This window comes from Hassallia byssoidea VB512170 (assembly GCF_000817785.2).
GTDB lineage: Bacteria > Cyanobacteriota > Cyanobacteriia > Cyanobacteriales > Nostocaceae > Hassallia > Hassallia carrinoi.
Map to the genome: position 1 here is coordinate 1 of NZ_JTCM02000047.1, position 18,061 is coordinate 18,061.

Below are 18,061 nucleotides of genomic sequence, written 5' to 3' on the forward strand. Positions count from 1 at the left end.
CTTCAACTTCATGATTGTGTTCCAAGCAGAACACAACATCTTGATGCACCCCTTCCACCAATTAGGTGTAGCTGGTGTATTCGGCGGAAGCTTGTTCAGTGCAATGCACGGTTCACTCGTAACTTCTTCTTTGGTTCGTGAAACCACCGAAACCGAATCACAAAACTACGGTTACAAGTTCGGTCAAGAAGAAGAAACCTACAACATTGTTGCAGCACACGGTTACTTCGGTCGCTTGATTTTCCAATACGCTTCATTCAACAACAGCCGCTCTTTGCACTTCTTCTTAGCAGCATGGCCTGTAGTTGGCATCTGGTTCACCTCTTTGGGTGTAAGCACGATGGCGTTCAACCTGAACGGTTTCAACTTCAACCAATCAGTAATTGATTCTAGCGGTCGCGTTATCAACACATGGGCTGACGTAATCAACCGCGCTAACCTAGGTATGGAAGTAATGCACGAGCGCAACGCTCACAACTTCCCTCTAGACTTGGCTGCTGCTGACTTCGCTCCTGTTGCTCTAACAGCACCTGCTATCAACGGTTAATCTTCAATGTACAGACGCGATAAATCGCGTCTGTACAAATTAAAAAGCGCCTTCCGGATTCCGGGGGGCGCTTTTTAGTATGATTTCGTAGTCAGCGCTTTAGCGCTGAAATAAGCTTGTGGTAGTTAATGCGTTATTAATAACAATGACTAACTTCACAACTCCCTTACTGCCATCTATGGCTGACATTTGGCAGCAAACTCTAAATTGGCAACCTACTACCCAACAGCAAAAGCAATTCCAGCAGCTTTATGAATTAATTCTAGAAGGCAACCGCCAGTTAAATTTAACTCGCATCATCGACCCCGAAGAGTTTTGGGAAAAACATCTTTGGGATTCCTTACGGGGAATTGCCCCACTGTTATCAGGTGAAATAGACTTTCCTGTGTCCTCTGCTTCTCCCGCTTTTATTGATATTGGTACAGGTGCGGGTTTTCCGGGTATTCCTGTCGGATGTGCGATCGCTAATTGTAAAATTACCCTTTTAGATTCAACTCGAAAAAAAATTACTTTTATTGAACAAATATTAAGCGAACTTGCTTTAAGCAACGTTAAAACTCTTGTTGGCAGAGCTGAAGAAATAGGTCAGCAACCCCAGCATCGAGAACGTTACGATCTAGCCTTAATCCGCGCTGTAGGCACAGGATCTGCTTGTGCGGAATATACTTTACCATTGTTGAAAAAGAAAGGTTTAGCGGTAATTTACCGGGGTAATTGGACACAAGACGAAACAACAGCTTTGGAGAATGCTGTTGAGCAGCTAGGTGGGGTAGTTGAATTAATTGAAAAATTTACAACTCCCTTAAGTAATAGCATTCGTCACTGCTTGTACTTGCGGAAGGTGAGTAATACGCCAGCTAAATTTCCCCGCGCTGTTGGTGTACCGACTCAAAAGCCGCTTTAGAGGGAGGGGGAGGGGGATAAGGGGGATAAGGGGGATAAGGGGACAAGGAGACAAGGAGACAAGGGGACAATTCTTTCTCCCCCTCTCCTTGTCTCCCCCTCTCCCCATCCCCCCCTCTCCCCTATGCTGCGGCAAAGCGTTTATTAATCTCGTCCCAATTTAAGACGTTCCACCAAGCATCTAAGTAGTCGGCGCGGCGGTTTTGGTACTTAAGGTAATATGCGTGTTCCCAGACATCATTACCCATAATTGGATATTTGCCTTCACTGAGAGGACTGTCTTGGTTAGCTGTAGTGGTTATTTCTAGCTTGCCATTGTTGCGGACAAGCCAAACCCAACCGCTACCAAAACGACTAGCACCAGCTTCGTTAAATTGCTTTTTGAAAGCAGCGAAACTACCGAAGCTTTGATTGATAGCAGAGGCGATCGCTCCTGTTGCTTCTCCCCCACCAAGAGGTTTCATAATTTGCCAAAACATTGAATGGTTCACATGTCCACCACCATTGTTGCGTACCATTTTGCGAATATCTGCCGGCACGCTGTTGAGGTTGCGTAACATTTCTTCAACAGTTTTGCTTTTGAGTTCTGGGTGTTTATCTAACGCTGCATTTAGATTTTTCACATAAGCTGCGTGGTGTTTATCGTGGTGAAACTGCATTGTTGCTTGATCGATGTGTGGTTCAAGCGCATCGTAAGCATAGGGTAACGGAGGAACCGAGTATACAGTATTGCCGGTTGGAGTTGCTTGGCTAATTGGGGCTTTTTCTGCCGAAGCATGACTATCTAAGGCAAAAGCACCGACACTAGCTGCAAGTAAAAATAAGAAATGGCGACGATCAATAGTCATAACAGTTTACAGAGTGCGTAAATTAAATTTGTTGGTAATTTTTATTGTCTTAGATTTAGGTAACTAAAAAAGGATGAAGGATGAAAAAACCATAAAAAAGTTTCAGCCTAATAATAGTTAGACCGCAAGGTAATTGGTAGTATTGACAGTAGTTTGAAACCTTCTCATCGGTGTTCAAGATGATGCAAGTATTGCATTGATATGTCGCCGGACGAGGTATTGTTGTTGCTCTGCCGAGAACTGCTCAGGGCAGATGACAACGAGCGTGCCAATTCCATCCACTAGGGCGATGAGTGCATTGGCTTCGAGGGTTAAATCAAGATCGGCTCGAATCAGCAAGGCTTTTTGTAAGTCAGCTAACTCTTGACAAATAATCTGCCGTAAGAAGTCATAGCGTTTTCGGTGCTCCTGAACTAGGTGTTCGCGTCCGATCGAATAGCCCAAAAACGCCACCCAAACCTTCCAATCAGCTCTGTCACTGTCCTTTAGAGGTAAAGCCGAAAAAATCATCTGCTCTAGCCTGTCAATTCCTTGCCACCGCTTGGCACAGGCTTTCATGTCCTCTAGGACGTTTTCAAACACTCGTTCCAGGGCAAATAGGGTGAGTTCTTCTTTATCTCGAAAGTAGTGAGTGACAACCCCAGTCGAGGAGCCAAGTTCTTGCGCGATCGCCCTCATGCTGGCGCGATCCAATCCTTCGCGGACAATCACCCGCCATGCCGCTTTACCGACTTCAATACGGCGATCCTCATAACTCATAGCTCTCCTCGGTTTGCAGCAACATGAAATCATTATCTTGACATATTATCATAACAGTTGTTATGTTTTTTGATATACATAACAACTGTTGTGATGTTGCCTCCAGCGGCGCTCCTTGTGTCGTTAGGTAGCCTCATCCCTGCTACTTCATTTTACACGCACACGGAGTTCGCTATGATTCGACCGACTACACCCGATGACACGACCGCGCTAATCGCCATAGCCGACGCGATCGGCTTCGAGCCGAACGAGCTTGAGGAACTGAGCGAAATGCTGTCCGATTACTTCGGTGGCGATAGCGACGGCGATCGTTTCTGGATCACCGACGACGACAATGGTCCGGTTGGGGTCGCCTACTGCGAGCCGGAACGGATGACCGATAGGACGTGGAACCTGCAACTCATCGCCATCCGACCCGACCGCCAGGGACAAGGACGTGGTGCGACACTGCTGCGCTACGTTGAACAAACGTTGACGGCGCGCGGTGGGCGCGTGCTGCTGGTGGAAACGTCAGGGCTGCCGGACTTCGAGCGCACGCGGGCGTTCTACGCGAAGTCCGGCTACGAAAAGGAGGCGCGCATTCGCGACTTCTACGCTCAGGGCGTTGATAAGGTCGTATTCCGCAAAGTCTTGAACGCAGCCTAGACCACAGTCTGGGGCAAAGCATCACCGTCCGCGTTAAACCTAAATTAATACCATCAGCAAGTAAGGCACTTAACAAAACAACTTTGCTCTCCTCCTAGTAAACGAACTATGAGTGCCATTTTTGTCCAGGTGAGCGCCCAAGGGTGGATGTCAAGCTGCTTCGGGAAGCGCACCTTGCATTTTTCCTAAAGCATCGATGAGATTTTGCAATTGTTGATCGGCTTTGAGAACTGCTAAACCGCGCACGGTGACTTTACCGGGTGAGAAAACAAAGCGCGATCGCATTGACTCTGATAAATTTGCTGCTAACAAATTCCAAGCAGGTTCTTCCATCGGTGTTTCTAAAACGATATGCTGTTTAGCTTCGGGTTTGATGCGGCTAAATCCGAGATTCTTTGCCAGCTGTTTCAATTCCATCACTCGCAACAGTTGATTTGCGCTCTTCGGAATTGTGCCAAAGCGATCGCTCCACTCGGCAGCAATCATCGATAATTCTTGTTTACCTTTCGCTGCTGCCACCGCACGATAAGCACTCATCTTTTGATCCAAATCCGGGATATAATCGGCGGGAATAAATGCTGTCAAATTCAGGTCAATTTGAGTATCATCAACTTTGGGAATTTCCTGTCCGCGAATTTCCCGAATTGCCTCTTCGAGCATTTCCATATACAAATCAAAGCCGATCGTTTCCATTTGACCGGATTGTTCTGCACCTAGCAAGTTACCTACACCCCTAATTTCCATATCCCGCATCGCTAATTGATAGCCAGAACCCAACTGCGTGAATTCCTGAATCGCTCGCAAACGCTGGCGGGCAGCATCAGATAATGCTCGTTGCTTCGGGTAAAATAACCAGGCATGAGCTTGTATACCCGCACGTCCTACCCGTCCCCGTAACTGGTATAATTGCGCTAAACCAAAGCGATGAGCATCTTCAATTAAGATGGTGTTGACTCGCGGAATATCCAAACCAGATTCAATAATCGTTGTGCAAAGCAAGATATCAGCTTCGCCATTGCCGAAAGTCAGCATCGTTGATTCTAACTCGCTTTCATCCATTTGACCGTGAGCAATCGCCAATCTTGCCCCTGGTATCATTTCTCGCAACTTCGTCGCTGTTTCTTCAATTCCTTCCACCCGTGGAACTACATAAAATATCTGTCCGCCTCTGTCTAATTCTTGACGTATGGCAGTGCGGACACTTTCTGGATTTAGCGGTGAAAGATGAGTTTGAATCGGGCGTCTTGATGGAGGTGGTGTAGTAATTAAACTCATTTCCCGAATTCCCGACAACGACATATATAAAGTGCGGGGAATCGGAGTAGCAGAAAGAGTCAGCACATCAACCTGAGTTTTGAGACTTTTAATTTTCTCCTTCTGATTCACCCCAAACCGCTGTTCTTCATCCACCACCAAAAGTCCTAAATCTCGGAATGACACACCTTTACCTAAAAGTTGGTGTGTGCCAACAACTACATCTAATTCACCCGTCGCCAATCGCTTTTGAATTTCGCGACGTTCTTCAGCACTGCGAAAACGGTTGAGTAAACCAACATTCACCGGATAGGGAGCAAAGCGTTCCTTCAAAGTGTGGTAGTGTTGCTGAGTCAAAATAGTTGTTGGTGCGAGGAGTGCCACTTGCTTCCCAGCAGTGACAGCTTTAAAAACAGCGCGAATTGCTACTTCAGTTTTACCAAAACCGACATCCCCACAAACCAAGCGATCCATTGGGCGATCGCTTTCCATATCCCGTTTGACATCTTGCACCGCTTTTAGCTGATCCGTCGTCGGTTGGTAAGGAAAAGAATCTTCTAATTCCTCTTGCCAAGGCATATCCGGTGGATAAGTAAAACCATGTTGTTGCGATCGCGCTGCATACAACTTCAGCAAATCCACTGCCAATTTTCTGATGGCTTTGCGGACTTTATTCTTGGTATTTTCCCAAGCTTTCCCAGTCATCTTGTTGAGTTCTGGTACTTTATCCCCACTACTGCGTAACCGAGATAAAGCACCAACTTGATCCGCAGCAACTCTTAACAACCCATCAGCATACTGCACCACCAGATAATCACGAGTTTCGTTATTAATCGTCAAACTTTCCAGCTTGACAAATTTACCCACACCATGATTTCTGTGAACTACATAATCACCAGGACGCAGCTTTTGAGGGTCAACTTGCTTAGAAGCAGCTTTGCGACGCTTGCGGATATAACTGGGAGTAGCTAGCGAGTGCTGCCCAAAAAATTCCCGATCCGTGACAACAACCATCCGGAATGTCGGCAGGATAAAGCCTTCCAACTCTGCCAAACCAGAATATTTTAAAGCGACAGGTGTGTGATTAATTTGTAGCTTGTCGATCGCTTGATAATCGCGGGGATTAGGAATAAATTGTGCCGGACAATCGTGTTCTTGCAAAAGAGACACAGAACGACTTGGTTGAGCGGAAATCAACCAGACAGAGAAATTGCGATCGCGTTCAGTGCGAAGAGTTTCTGCAAGTTTAGCAAATTGATGTGGTGTTACAGGAACAGCTCTACTAGCAAGATTAATACCGCTATTTTCTTCTACCAGTTCCGATAAATATAATATTTTAAATTTTGCCGCATCTGCCAGAGAATCATCAAAAGAACGATGGATCTTAGGTAATTGGTAATTGGGAATTGGTAATTGGTTCGATTCTTCCCCATTCCCCACTCCCAATTCCCCACTCCCTAATTGCTGCCATTGTTCTTCAGCATTTTCTACCCAGCGATCGCTATGAGCATGACACTGTTCTGGCTCATCAATCGCAATCAAAGTATTTTCTGGTAAGTAGTCCAACAAAGACGCCGGTCGATCAAAAGCTAACCCCAAAAAGCGCCGACTACCTTCAATCTGCTCACTTACGTCAAACCGTTCTTTATCTTCAGAGGAAAAATAAGTTTTAACTAGTTCTAGCTTGTCGTTATTTAGCTGCTGAATCACAATTGGAGCAAAGCTAGTAGGAGTAAGAATCAACTGCTCAATTTTGTCAAGGGCAGAACGTTGAGTTGAAGGGTCAAATTCGCGTATTTGCTCGATTTCGTCGCCAAACCATTCCAATCTTACTGGCAATTCCGAAGAAACTGGAAACACATCAACAATATCGCCACGCCGACTCCATTGACCTTCCATTTCTACCATCGGCACTCGCTCGTATCCCAAAGTAGCTAATTTTTCACTAAAGCTACTTGAATCAAATTCCATCCCCCGCTTGAGAGTCAGACAGAAAGGTTTAAAAGCAGCTGGGGGTGGTAAATGGAGTTGCAGCGCTCTTTCTGTGGCTACAATCGCTACTTTTTCTTTGCGATCAACCCTTAACTCTTGAGCATTAAGGCTTGACCCTTGAACATTAAGGCTTAACTCTTGAGCATTAAGGCTTAACTCTTGAGCATTAAGGCTTGACCCTTGAGCATTAAGGCTTGACCCTTGAACATTAAGGCTTGACCCTTGAACATTAAGACTTGACCCTTGACCCTTGACTGTTGACCCTTGACCATTAACCCTTGACTCTTGACCATTAACCCTTGACTCTTGACTCTTAACCAAATCCGCCAAAACCTGCATTTGTCCCCAAGTCATTTCGGTTTCGGGGTCAAAGGGTTCGTAAGGGGACGCTTCAGAGGTAGGGTAAAAATGTACCGTTTGCCATCCCATAGCCTCTAGCTGTGCATAAGCGCGTCCGGCTTCTTCGAGAGTGGCACACACCACTAACAGATTTTGTTTATTAGTTTGGGCTAACGCTGAAGTGATAAAGCCTTTAGGTAAGCGGGAAATGCCACTTAAGCGTAAATTATTTTGTCGATTTAACTTAGAAATCAGTTCAGTGGTGAGAGGCGATCGCCCTAAAGCACGCACAATCGAAGAAAAAGCCATAAGTTCTACTATATATGGAAGTCGTTGCACTTGATGCAGGCGTACAGCACCTGACTCAACTATTTTAAAAGTGTCAAGAGCGATAGTACTCTTGCTAGAGAATCATTAGTCCCTAGTACAATAACCACTAACTAATCGCTAAGATACGAACAGTGTTCTACTTGAATGGCACTAATAACTAGTTTTTCTGCCCGATTGATTCTTTTATTATTGGAACACCTTCGATACTAGATACTAATAAAGTAAGAGCGCAGTTAGCTAATAAATCGGCAATTCAAGGAATGTCTCCAACTATAGAAATTCTAATTATTTTCTTACTAATTTTCGCCAACGGTGTATTTGTCATGTCGGAGTTGGCGGTTGTCTCAGCACGCAAGGTGCGGTTGCAGCAACTTGCGGAACGAGGCGATCTCAAAGCCCGTGCTGCTTTGGAACTAGCATCTTCCCCAAATCAGTTTTTAGCGATCGTCCAAGTGGTGATCACACTTTTGAGTATTTTATCCGGTGCTTACGGTGAAGAGACGATCGCTAAGAGAATAATACCTATCTTAGATTTTATCGCTTTGCCCGAACAGTATAAGGAACACTTGGCGAAAGGCATAGCAATTTTAATTATTACTTATCTGACACTGATTATTGGCGAATTAGTACCTAAGCGCCTAGCATTAAACCACCCAGAACCAATTGCCAGTGTAGTTGCTCTACCCATGCAACTATTAGCTAGAATTGGCTTACCGATTGTTTATTTATTAAGTGCTTCTACGGATACAGTTTTGCGGATATTGGGTGTAAGACCGTCTACAGAACCACAAGTTACAGAAGAAGAAATTAGAGTCTTGATCGAGCAGGGGACGGAAGAAGGAACCTTTGAGGAAGCAGAACAAGATATGGTGGAGCGAGTATTTCGCTTAGGCGATCGCCCCGTCAGTTCTTTTATGACACCTCGTCCGGATATTGTCTGGCTGGACTTAGAAGACTCAGCAGAAGAAAACCGCCAAAAGATTGTAGATAGTGGTTATTCCCGATACCCAGTTTGTCAGGGGGGACTTGACAATGTACTCGGTGTTATTCCCGTCACAGACTTATTGGCTCGAAGTTTCTCCAATCAAGAATTAGATTTAACTGTGGGATTGCGACAGCCCGTATTTGTGCCAGAAAGCACCCGTGGTTTAAAAGTTTTGGAGTTATTCAAAGAAACAATAACTCACATGGCTTTGGTAGTTGATGAATACGGTGTAATTCAGGGATTAGTCACACTCAACGATATTATGAGCGAAATAGTAGGTGATGTTGCTTCTGCTGACGATCAGGAAAATCCCCAAGCGGTACAACGCGAAGATGGTTCCTGGTTATTGGATGGAATGTTGCCTGTAGATGAGTTTTTAGAACTTTTCGAGATGGAAGAGTTAAAATTTGACGAACGCGGTAGCTATCAAACATTAGGTGGTTTTGTGATTACCCATTTAGGACGTATCCCCGCTGCTGCGGATAATTTTCAATGGCAGGGTATGCGTTTTGAGGTGATGGATATGGACGGCAACCGTGTTGATAAAGTTTTAGTAGTGCCAGCAGAAGATAAATTGACTGATTCGACAAACGAAAACTAGGGCATGGGGCATGGGGAATGGGTAATGGGGAATGGGGAATGGGGAATGGGTAATGGGGACAAGGGGGACAAGGGGGACAATTTGTTTGTATTACCAATTCCCGATTACCCATTACCAATTACCAATTACCCATTACCAATTCCCTATTTTTGAGACAAACGCTTAACTGTTTCCCCTCCTAACATTTGATGTGCTTGTGTAAGCAAGTGGGGAATTTTGTCAGCGTGGGGACTGCGGATAAGACATTGCTGCAAGTTGAGTTTGTCTACTTGGTCTGCTTTGTTACCGGGAAACCAGTCACCAGCATTACCAAGCAAGTTGTAGCGCATTTTCGCATATTCCGTCATATCGTAGGCGATCGCTAAATTTCTCAACCACAAAATCACCGGAATATTTACGTTTCCTGGTGTTTCCTCATAGCTGGGCAAATTTACATTCCAGGTTTTCACCCAGTCTTCTCCCAAAGAAGCGATCGCTTCTTCTTCCAAAGAAGCCAAAATCAATGGTAAAATTTCTGATGCATTATCCAGCAATTCTAAAGTCTTCAAGTGTTCATCAAAATCTTGCGGTTTTGACGCTCCCAAACTTAGAGTATGCACCTCTGGATGACTTAGACAAAATAAATCATTAAACACCATCGGACTCAATGGCGCACAAAGATTTACTAATTTTTGTGACGGCTCGTATAACCTTCCGCCTTTATCTGATGGGCTAATAATAAATACCCCCATATCATGGCGAGTTGCCGCTTCAATTGCCGCCCAATTATTTTGATTAATATAGTACCAATGCAAATTAACATAATCAAATTGATTGGTATTAATTGCCTCGATAATTATATCTGTAGATCCATGCGTCGAAAAGCCAATAAATTTAACTTTTCCTTGCGCTTGCAGCTTTCTGGCTACATCCAAACAGCCACCAGGACGAATACACTCATCTAACGTTTCCCGATTATTGATACCGTGTAACCCCAGCAAATCTATATAATCTAGTCGGAGATTTTGCAGTGACTTTTCCAGATTGCGTTCAAATTCTTTTGCATCTGCTTCAGGATTAACTTTAGTTTGAACAATCAACTTGGTGCGGGGAAATTTCGGCAATATTTTTCCCAACTGTACCTCAGAAGTACCATAACCACGAGCAGTTTCAATGTGATTAATGCCAACTTCTAAAGAACGTCGAATAGTAGCTTCGAGATTTTCTTGATTGTTACGTGGAATTTCCGACTGCGGAACATCCTGCCATTTATATTGATATCTCATACCACCGCAGGAAAAAACCGGCATTTCTAATTCTGTGCGTCCAAATCGTCTATATAGCATCTGTGAATTTGGGATTTTGGATGAGTGACTAATAATAGTGGCGAATTTTCGATACTACCTTCATTTTTATTCTGACAAAAATTTGGTTAATAAGTATTTATAACCACAGAACCACGCAGATAATTAATTTTAATTTCAAATTAATTCAACTACATACTTACTACAAAATTTCCCCAAAGCGCACAAATTCGATAATTTTTGTAGTATTGCAAGACAATTTTTGCGAAATATAAAAAATATTATCGAAAATCAGAAACATAAACGGTTAGATGTGAAGTCTTTAAAAGCGACACACTTGATCAACAAGTGCTTGTGCGAATTAACGGCATTTGCCTTATATATCATGTTCAGTCTGTAAAAAAGTGAAATTTTTTCCAATTTCTATCCCAAAAGTGCATAACTTGATTTTTATCACACCAATAAAGATATAGAAATAGAAGGAGAAGCAAAACTATCCAAGATTAACTGACTTTCAGTAAATTAAGTTATGACTTAATTTACACAATAAAACTTATGTCAAGGTGTAAGTCGAAATCTTATTACTAAAACTACAAAATAATTATACGGAGGAACGGATGCAGCAAAATTCAACTACTCAAACAACAAATAACAGCGTTGATTTACGCTCCCATGACGCACAGGCTTCTATTAACAATGTTATGGCAGCTTTGATTATTATGTTTCCCATTATGCTGTTTGTAGCCGTGAAAGCTTATAAAGGATATCGTATTGCTCTTCTACGCAAACAAATAGCAACTTTAGAAAAACTATGGCATTTAGATGTCAAAAATAAGAAGTATTAAATTAGTAGTGTGGTTAGTAGTTAGTGGATAGTGGATAACTGTTGACTGTTAACCGTCAACCAACAACTATCAACCCTTCGGGTTCGTCAGATGCGTGACTGTCGGGAAACCCGACGGCAGATGCTTTAACGGAGGGAACCTCCGCAACGCACTGCCTCCCCAACGCACTGACTCACCAACAACTATCAACTATCAACTAACAACTAACCAATTACTAAATCTGCCTGACTAAGGGCTGACCATCTTTGACTTCGCCAATTAAAACTAAATCTGCACAGTTGACAAAGATGCCATTTTCTAATACGCCAGGAATGTTATTGAGCGTTTTTTCCAGGTTAACCGGATCGTCAATATTGTCAAATCTAACATCAACTACCATATTGCCTTGATCGGTGATTACTGGTCCAGCTTTTTTTACACCCATGCGAAGTTCTGGTTTACCACCGAGTTTTTTAATTGCATTAATAACCGGAGTAATTGCCATCGGTATGACTTCAACAGGCACGGGGAAACTAGAACCCAATCGTTCAACTAACTTACCACTATCGACAACGACGATAAACTGATTTGCTAAGTAGTCTACTACTTTTTCGCGGGTATGTGCCGCACCACCACCTTTAATCAAATTCTTTTGGGGATCGACTTCATCAGCACCGTCAATGGCGATATCGATGTGGTCAATCGCATCTAAAGTGGTGAGAGGGACACCGTATTGCTTTGCCAAGACTTCTGATTGAAACGATGTAGGCACACCAACGATATCAGATAGTTCACCAGACTTGAGGCGATCGCCTAAAAACTGTATTGTATACGCTGTGGTTGACCCTGTACCCAACCCCACAATCGAACCTGATTTTACTAAGTTGGCGGCAGCTTTGCCAACTTCTTGCTTCATCAACTTCACTGGGTCTTCTGCTGCGGTCATAACCAAACTCCTCAAAAACTGGCTATAGTCCATCTTAGTGGTCAGTTGCCACTTGGGGATAGAGGGGAATGGGCAATGGGAATTGGGAATTGGTAATTGGTAATTGGTAATTGGTAATTGCGAATTAGTAATTTCCCCTTTTCCTTGAAGAAAATCCCAGTCCCTAGTCCCCAGTCCCCAGTCCCCAGTCCCCGTAATATCGTGCCAAAATTAGCCAAAATTATCGTCTACCCGATTAAGTCACTCGATGGCGTTGCAGTCAATCAAGCAACAATTCTTCCTGGTGGGGCATTACAGCATGACCGTGAATTAGCGATCGCTGACGAAAAGGGAAAAATTGTCAATGCTAAACGTACTGCGAAAATACATTTAGTGCGATCAAAATTCGACTTGCAAAATAGAACCGTCTCACTGCAAGTTATGGGAACCAAAAAACAACTTTTTCAATTGGACGAGGAACGTAAAGCGATAGAACATTGGTTTAGTGACTTTTTTGGCTTTAAAGTCAAATTGCAAGAAAATTTGTTTACGGGCTTTCCAGATGACTTAGAATCATCAGGACCCACAATAGTCAGTACCGCAACTTTAACAGAAGTCGCTTCCTGGTTTCCCGGTCTCAGTCTAGAGCAAATACGCGATCGCTTCCGCACAAATCTGGAAATTGACGACGCACCGCCATTTTGGGAAGACCAACTATTTGCCGAAAAAGGTGAGATTTTACCCTTTCAGGTTGGAGATGTGCTATTTGAAGGTACTAATCCTTGTCAGCGTTGTCCGGTTCCGACACGAGATGCATTTACTGGGGAAGCTTACCCGAACTTTCAGAAAATTTTTGTCGAAAAACGCAAAGAAACCTTACCTGAGTGGGCGAATTTATCTCAGTTTAATCACTTTTTCCGATTGACTGCGAATACTCGAATCCCTGCATCCGAAGCCGGGAAAATTTTAAAAGTCGGCGACGTAGTTCATCGACCAGGGTGTCAAGCGTGTGGTCGTTTATATTAGTTCACAATACAAGTCTGTTGGTTCACAACACAAGTCTGTTAGTTGACAACACAAGTCTGTTAGTTGACAACACAAGTCTGTTAGTTGACAACACAAGTCTGTTAGTTGACAACACAAGTTCGTTGGTTCACAACACAAGTTCGTTGGTTCACAACACAAGTCTGTTGGTTCACAACACAAGTCTGTTGGTTCACAACACAAGTCTGTTGGTTCACAACACAAGTTCGTTTTCGTTGACCGAAAACAGGGTATGGGGTTGCAGGTTTAGGGTGTAGGGAAAGACAAAAAGCCTCATACCCTACAGCGTCCTTGCCCCTACATTTATGTTACGAGAAATACAGTGTCCTTACTTGAAACCCCGAATTTTAATTATGGGGTTCCCCACACCCTACACCCTACCCCCTACCCCCTTCTTCATGCTGGTTGCGATCGCTTGTTTTTCTCAAAGACAGTAATTGTTGATGTGATTCAAGGTGGGGAATGTAGGTTAATATAAAGTCATGTAACTTTTTTATTACTAATTTGAAGTTTTATTACGGAATAAAGTTAACTTAAAAGTAGCCTAATGCTTGCTTTAATACTATTTAGGTTATAAATCAGTCAGTTGATGATCCAAAACAACGTCGTAGATAAGCCTGTAGTAACTACTACTAGGCGTGAAGAAATTTGTCAAATTTTTGGAGAGACTTACAACCCCGAACTTTGGAATGACTGGCGTTGGCAAATGCGGCATCGATTGACTAAGCTGGAACACTTTCAACAGGTACTGCGGCTCACTCCAGCAGAAGAAAAAGGGCTTGCGATCGCACCAGAGAAGTTTGCCGTAGCCGTAACACCTTACTTTGCATCACTGCTTGACTCGGAAGATCCGCTTTGCCCACTGCGGTTACAAGTGATACCACGGTCAGAAGAACTGCTGGTCGATGCCGCTGACATGGTAGATCCATGCGGTGAAGACCACGACAGTCCGGTGGCTGGATTGGTACACCGTTACCCCGACCGGGTGTTGCTGCTTGCTTTAGATTCTTGCGCTGCCTATTGTCGTTACTGCACGCGATCGCGTTTGGTCAGCCAAGGTGAGATGTATCCAGTAACGCGGCGGTTGGATGCGATCGTCGCTTACCTGGAAGAACATACTGAGGTACGCGATGTGCTTATTTCCGGTGGCGATCCGCTGCTGATGGCTGATGAACCTTTGGACAAATTGCTTGGGCGACTGCGTGCCATTCCCCACATTGAGTTTGTGCGGATTGGCTCCCGCGTACCGAGTTTCTTGCCAACTCGAATTACGCCGGAACTTGTTGCTGTGCTACGCAAGCATCGTGTGTGGCTGTCCTTGCACTTTTGTCATGTACGGGAACTCACGCAGGAGGTGGCGCAAGCTTGTGATTTATTAGCCGACGGTGGCATTCCTCTGGGAAGCCAAACTGTGCTGCTGAAGAATGTGAATGACTCCGAACAAACGCTTAAGCAGCTGTTTCATGGTCTGCTGAAGCTGCGCGTGCGACCTTACTACCTCTACCAGTGCGATCCGGTGGTCGGCACTTCACATCTACGGACGAGCGTGCAAACAGGCATAGATTTAATATCTAAACTGCGCGGTCATACCACTGGTTACGCCGTACCAACCTACGTAATCGATGCCCCAGGCGGTGGTGGTAAAGTGCCAATTCAAGCCGATACTCTGCTGGCTTACTCAAACGGCACAGCCAAATTGCGTAACTGGGAAGGCGAAATGTACACTTATGTAGATCCAGCACTGCAATGAATTGTGTCATATACCTACTGTCATCCTCACCTATTAATGACCAGAAAAGCTTATTCAGCCGCGCTGCCTTTAAGCTAGAACGCACTAAGTACTGCATGAGCATAAATTAGTAGCATTTTTTCAACGCATCAGCAGAGGTAAGCGCAGAGTAACGCAGAGTCTTCGTGAAAATTTTCGGCGTTGCTGAATTAAAATATGAAACTTATCTGGTGAAATCTATCCACAAGAATGCTTGCGAGTGCGATAATTCCCAAGAGGGACGCGCACGGGCAGTGGTTAGTTAAGGGGGGAGAGATGAAAATTAAGCGGTTAATTCTAATTGTGCTGACGCTGGTGGCGATCGCCATAGCTGGTTTCTCTTTATTTAACAGTTGGCAAGAACCTCAGTTTCAAAGTCGTCTGGAACTATACCAAACAAATATTGCCCTGCAAGCTGCTGAATGGGAACCGCCAAAGGATAATAGCGCGAATTTAAAGCCAGCTCGTGAAGCAATACTCGGCGAGAAACCCCTAGAAGCAGCGATAAAGCAGTATCAAGATGTGCGCGAAGCTGCTGAAACTAATTTGGAAAAAACCAAAAACCAATTAGCAAAGCTGCAATCTCAACCGATTACTACTCCTACCACCCCTAAACCTCAACCAGAAATCCCCCCCGCTAGTAATGCTTCTCGCGAAGTACAGCAAAAACAATTGCAGCAGTCGCGAAATCAACTGCAAAAATTGATTGCCGAATTAGACTTGCGACTAGGAATTTTACAAGCACAGCAACAACAGTTACAAACGGCTCAAAAAACTTGGGCACAATTGCCTCAATCAAACATCGATTTGAAATTGAAGGAAACTGCTGCTGTGTTGAGTGGGCTGTGGAGCGATCCTCCGCGTTTGTTGCCAAATGCTCAACAACTCATTCAAGAAAATTTAGAAGGTTGGTTTAGTTCTACAGCTCTAATCCAGCTATATCAACTTCAGCAACGTCAAGAAGCACTTTCAACGCTCGAAGCTGCAAAACAAGCAGCGGCTTCTCAAGCTTTGGTGAAATTAGCAATCATCGGCACGATCCCCACTTTAACAGCTTTGATCGGTATGGGACTGCTGATTTTTTTAATTGGTCAGCGTTTGATAAAGGGAAAAGCCGCTTTATTAGCTCAAAATGGCGATCGCGTTTGGACAACACCTTGGGATGCTGAAACGATTTTGCAAGTCTTCGTTGTCGGCTTTTTCTTATTGGGACAAATTGTAGTACCTATTTTGTTTTCGCTGATCCCGATTCCGCGTCCTGTAGGTAACGTAAGAATTCAGGCTCTTTATGTTTTAGTTAGTTACTTGCTGTTAGCATTGGGTGCGTTATCGGTGATGTATTTCTCGCTCAAGCGCTTTTTGCCGTTAGAGTCGGACTGGTTTCGCTTTCGAGTGCTAGACAAGTGGTTTTTATGGGGATTCGGTGGTTATTGTGCAGCTTTGCCGATAGTCGTGGTAGTATCTTTGATTAATCAACAACTATGGCAAGGACAAGGTGGTAGTAATCCCTTGTTGCAACTGGCATTAGAAAGCCAAGATAGTACCGCACTAAGCATATTTTTCTTTACGGCAGCGATCGCAGCACCTTTATTTGAAGAAGTTTTGTTTCGCGGCTTTTTGTTGCCCTCGCTCACTCGTTACTTTTCTGTGTGGGGAGCAATTTTTGTTAGTGCTTTGTTATTTGCGATCGCTCACCTCAGCTTATCGGAAATTCTCCCCCTGTCTGCTTTAGGAGTCGTTTTAGGAGTCGTTTACACGCGATCGCGCAACCTCCTCGCTCCCATGCTCCTCCACAGTCTCTGGAATAGTGGTACATTACTCAGCTTATTTTTACTTGGCAGTAATAAATAGTAATTTACTTATACGGTTGACAAAATATCGTTTTTATGCTTTTATCTCTAGTAACTAGTATTTACCGGTTAGAATTCCTAGTTAAACGTCAATAAAAGCTAGCTTGAGAGCAATCTGCTGTGTGCCTAAATAACAGAAGCAAGTCTGTTAAATAGCTAACAAAATACCTATGTAGCATTAAACCTCAACGCGGCAATTCAAGCCAAAGTTGAGATTTGAAGAAGAATTCAGGCTTGAATCTGGTAGGGTGCGTTATGGACGGAACGTCAATCACGCACCGAAAATCACCGGATGGTGCGTTATGCCTACGGCATAACACTACAAAGCTAACAAAATACCTATGTAGGATTAAATCTCAATCTGGCAATTCAAGCCAATTTAGGGACATAAATTACATTCTCAAGCCAATTAGTGCTGAGATTATTTAGTTGCAAATCCTTGTTTGGAGGAGAAAGCGTAAAAATCGGCTGCAAAGCAGATTCATTTCTACGCTCTAGTTTCGCATACAGTTGACACTCCTCGCCCTAAAGGGAACGAGGATTCTTGCTTCATCCGTCCTCTCTAGGTACTCAAATGCAAGCATTCAAGCACCCCCGTTTGGTTACGTCCACAAGCACACACGGACTGCCCGACCGCGTTTGGAATGATTTATTCAATTTTTGTTCTCGACTTCCACTTGTACAAGATTTAGGATTTTTGCTACCAGGGTTCCAGTTCAGAAGTTGACTGCTAGACCTACTTCGCTTTTTTGTGTGCGCTTTACCGCTTTAGTTACAATCTCATACAATCTAACTGGAAGTCAATAAAGTCGTCGTGGAACAACGGGGTTTAGACCCAATTTTTCGGTAAAGCGGTTATAACAGGGTTCTACTTGTTGCAACAATAAACAGCAAAAAAATCCGGACATAAACAGCTTTACCTGTAGAAAGTCATATAGCAGAGCAGTTGTTGACGATTATTGCGATTAATTCTTTGCGAACAGAATTGCCTTGCGTCACATGAGCGTAAAGCTGCTGTGCTGGGATTTTATCTCACCTCAAAGTTACGAATACTCATTCAAGCATAGGAATGGTTTTAGACCAAGCGAAAAAACCTCTCCTCTCATGCTGACAGCGTTGCTTATGCAATAGTGGCACGCTGCGTCTCGCAATTTTTAATTACAC

General features: G+C 43.9%; 14 protein-coding genes. 9 read left to right on the plus strand and 5 right to left on the minus strand.

Annotated elements, in window-relative coordinates; all coding sequences use genetic code 11:
- Both PI95_RS19390 and rsmG read left to right on the plus strand, forming a co-directional pair.
- On the plus strand, nucleotides 1-547 hold a 547-nt coding region (locus PI95_RS19390; protein WP_507236763.1), incomplete at its 5' end, for a photosynthetic reaction center family protein.
- A gap of 145 nt (nucleotides 548-692) precedes the next feature.
- Nucleotides 693-1,451 carry a 16S rRNA (guanine(527)-N(7))-methyltransferase RsmG gene (rsmG, locus tag PI95_RS19395; RefSeq protein WP_039743499.1) on the plus strand — a complete coding sequence of 253 codons (759 nt, stop codon included), beginning with the start codon at nucleotides 693-695 and terminating at the stop codon, nucleotides 1,449-1,451.
- A gap of 121 nt (nucleotides 1,452-1,572) precedes the next feature.
- Here the strand turns inward: rsmG and PI95_RS19400 are convergent, their stop codons facing one another.
- Complete coding sequence (locus PI95_RS19400) at nucleotides 1,573-2,298, minus strand: superoxide dismutase (RefSeq protein WP_039743502.1); 726 nt, start codon at nucleotides 2,296-2,298, stop codon at nucleotides 1,573-1,575.
- 174 nt (nucleotides 2,299-2,472) lie between these two features.
- A complete protein-coding gene (locus PI95_RS19405) occupies nucleotides 2,473-3,057 on the minus strand; it encodes a TetR/AcrR family transcriptional regulator (RefSeq protein WP_039743505.1) in 585 nt (194 codons plus the stop codon).
- A 174-nt stretch (nucleotides 3,058-3,231) separates the two neighbouring features.
- Here PI95_RS19405 and PI95_RS19410 point away from each other — a divergent pair, with 174 nt between their 5' ends.
- Complete coding sequence (locus PI95_RS19410) at nucleotides 3,232-3,702, plus strand: GNAT family N-acetyltransferase (protein ID WP_039744122.1); 471 nt, start codon at nucleotides 3,232-3,234, stop codon at nucleotides 3,700-3,702.
- Between the two features lie 150 nt (nucleotides 3,703-3,852).
- Here the strand turns inward: PI95_RS19410 and mfd are convergent, their stop codons facing one another.
- A complete protein-coding gene (mfd, locus tag PI95_RS19415) occupies nucleotides 3,853-7,596 on the minus strand; it encodes a transcription-repair coupling factor (protein ID WP_039743508.1) in 3,744 nt (1,247 codons plus the stop codon).
- 281 nt (nucleotides 7,597-7,877) lie between these two features.
- Here mfd and PI95_RS19420 point away from each other — a divergent pair, with 281 nt between their 5' ends.
- Both PI95_RS19420 and PI95_RS36890 read left to right on the plus strand, forming a co-directional pair.
- On the plus strand, nucleotides 7,878-9,203 hold the full coding sequence (locus PI95_RS19420; protein WP_039743510.1) for a hemolysin family protein: 1,326 nt from the start codon (nucleotides 7,878-7,880) through the stop codon (nucleotides 9,201-9,203).
- 24 nt (nucleotides 9,204-9,227) lie between these two features.
- Entirely contained in the window at nucleotides 9,228-9,356 is a 129-nt protein-coding gene (locus tag PI95_RS36890) for a hypothetical protein (RefSeq protein WP_268896796.1), read from the plus strand.
- Here the strand turns inward: PI95_RS36890 and PI95_RS19425 are convergent.
- The gene (locus PI95_RS19425; RefSeq protein WP_039743512.1) at nucleotides 9,347-10,528 is read right to left on the minus strand and encodes an aldo/keto reductase; all 1,182 of its coding nucleotides are present in this window, start codon (nucleotides 10,526-10,528) and stop codon (nucleotides 9,347-9,349) included. The two genes, PI95_RS36890 and PI95_RS19425, sit on opposite strands and share 10 nt — an antisense overlap.
- Before the next feature lie 575 nt (nucleotides 10,529-11,103).
- Here PI95_RS19425 and PI95_RS19430 point away from each other — a divergent pair.
- The gene (locus tag PI95_RS19430) at nucleotides 11,104-11,331 is read left to right on the plus strand and encodes a hypothetical protein (protein WP_039743515.1); all 228 of its coding nucleotides are present in this window, start codon (nucleotides 11,104-11,106) and stop codon (nucleotides 11,329-11,331) included.
- 214 nt (nucleotides 11,332-11,545) lie between these two features.
- Here PI95_RS19430 and rpiA read toward each other — a convergent pair whose 3' ends face one another.
- Nucleotides 11,546-12,256: a ribose-5-phosphate isomerase RpiA gene (gene rpiA / locus PI95_RS19435; RefSeq protein WP_039744124.1), complete on the minus strand. Its 711-nt coding sequence runs from the start codon at nucleotides 12,254-12,256 to the stop codon at nucleotides 11,546-11,548.
- Nucleotides 12,257-12,457: 201 nt separating this feature from the next.
- Here rpiA and PI95_RS19440 point away from each other — a divergent pair, with 201 nt between their 5' ends.
- The 3 genes from PI95_RS19440 to PI95_RS19450 all read left to right on the plus strand — a co-directional run bounded on the left by PI95_RS19440 (nucleotide 12,458) and on the right by PI95_RS19450 (nucleotide 16,898).
- Nucleotides 12,458-13,261, plus strand: coding sequence for an MOSC N-terminal beta barrel domain-containing protein (locus PI95_RS19440; RefSeq protein WP_039743517.1), 804 nt, complete (start codon nucleotides 12,458-12,460; stop codon nucleotides 13,259-13,261).
- 607 nt (nucleotides 13,262-13,868) lie between these two features.
- Nucleotides 13,869-15,029, plus strand: a complete 1,161-nt coding sequence (locus PI95_RS19445) for a KamA family radical SAM protein (protein ID WP_039743520.1) — start codon at nucleotides 13,869-13,871, stop codon at nucleotides 15,027-15,029.
- Nucleotides 15,030-15,323: 294 nt separating this feature from the next.
- On the plus strand, nucleotides 15,324-16,898 hold the full coding sequence (locus PI95_RS19450; protein ID WP_039744126.1) for a CPBP family intramembrane glutamic endopeptidase: 1,575 nt from the start codon (nucleotides 15,324-15,326) through the stop codon (nucleotides 16,896-16,898).
- Nucleotides 16,899-18,061: the final 1,163 nt, after the last annotated feature.

What these genes read in the sequence shown, in the direction of transcription:
- rsmG (WP_039743499.1), top strand. Translation starts at nt 693, where the DNA reads ATGACTAACTTCACAACTCCCTTACTGCCATCTATGGCTGACATTTGG.
- PI95_RS19400 (WP_039743502.1), bottom strand. Translation starts at nt 2,298, where the DNA reads ATGACTATTGATCGTCGCCATTTCTTATTTTTACTTGCAGCTAGTGTC.
- PI95_RS19405 (WP_039743505.1), bottom strand. Translation starts at nt 3,057, where the DNA reads ATGAGTTATGAGGATCGCCGTATTGAAGTCGGTAAAGCGGCATGGCGG.
- PI95_RS19410 (WP_039744122.1), top strand. Translation starts at nt 3,232, where the DNA reads ATGATTCGACCGACTACACCCGATGACACGACCGCGCTAATCGCCATA.
- mfd (WP_039743508.1), bottom strand. Translation starts at nt 7,596, where the DNA reads ATGGCTTTTTCTTCGATTGTGCGTGCTTTAGGGCGATCGCCTCTCACC.
- PI95_RS19420 (WP_039743510.1), top strand. Translation starts at nt 7,878, where the DNA reads ATGTCTCCAACTATAGAAATTCTAATTATTTTCTTACTAATTTTCGCC.
- PI95_RS36890 (WP_268896796.1), top strand. Translation starts at nt 9,228, where the DNA reads ATGGGGAATGGGGAATGGGGAATGGGTAATGGGGACAAGGGGGACAAG.
- PI95_RS19425 (WP_039743512.1), bottom strand. Translation starts at nt 10,528, where the DNA reads ATGCTATATAGACGATTTGGACGCACAGAATTAGAAATGCCGGTTTTT.
- PI95_RS19430 (WP_039743515.1), top strand. Translation starts at nt 11,104, where the DNA reads ATGCAGCAAAATTCAACTACTCAAACAACAAATAACAGCGTTGATTTA.
- rpiA (WP_039744124.1), bottom strand. Translation starts at nt 12,256, where the DNA reads ATGACCGCAGCAGAAGACCCAGTGAAGTTGATGAAGCAAGAAGTTGGC.
- PI95_RS19445 (WP_039743520.1), top strand. Translation starts at nt 13,869, where the DNA reads ATGATCCAAAACAACGTCGTAGATAAGCCTGTAGTAACTACTACTAGG.
- PI95_RS19450 (WP_039744126.1), top strand. Translation starts at nt 15,324, where the DNA reads ATGAAAATTAAGCGGTTAATTCTAATTGTGCTGACGCTGGTGGCGATC.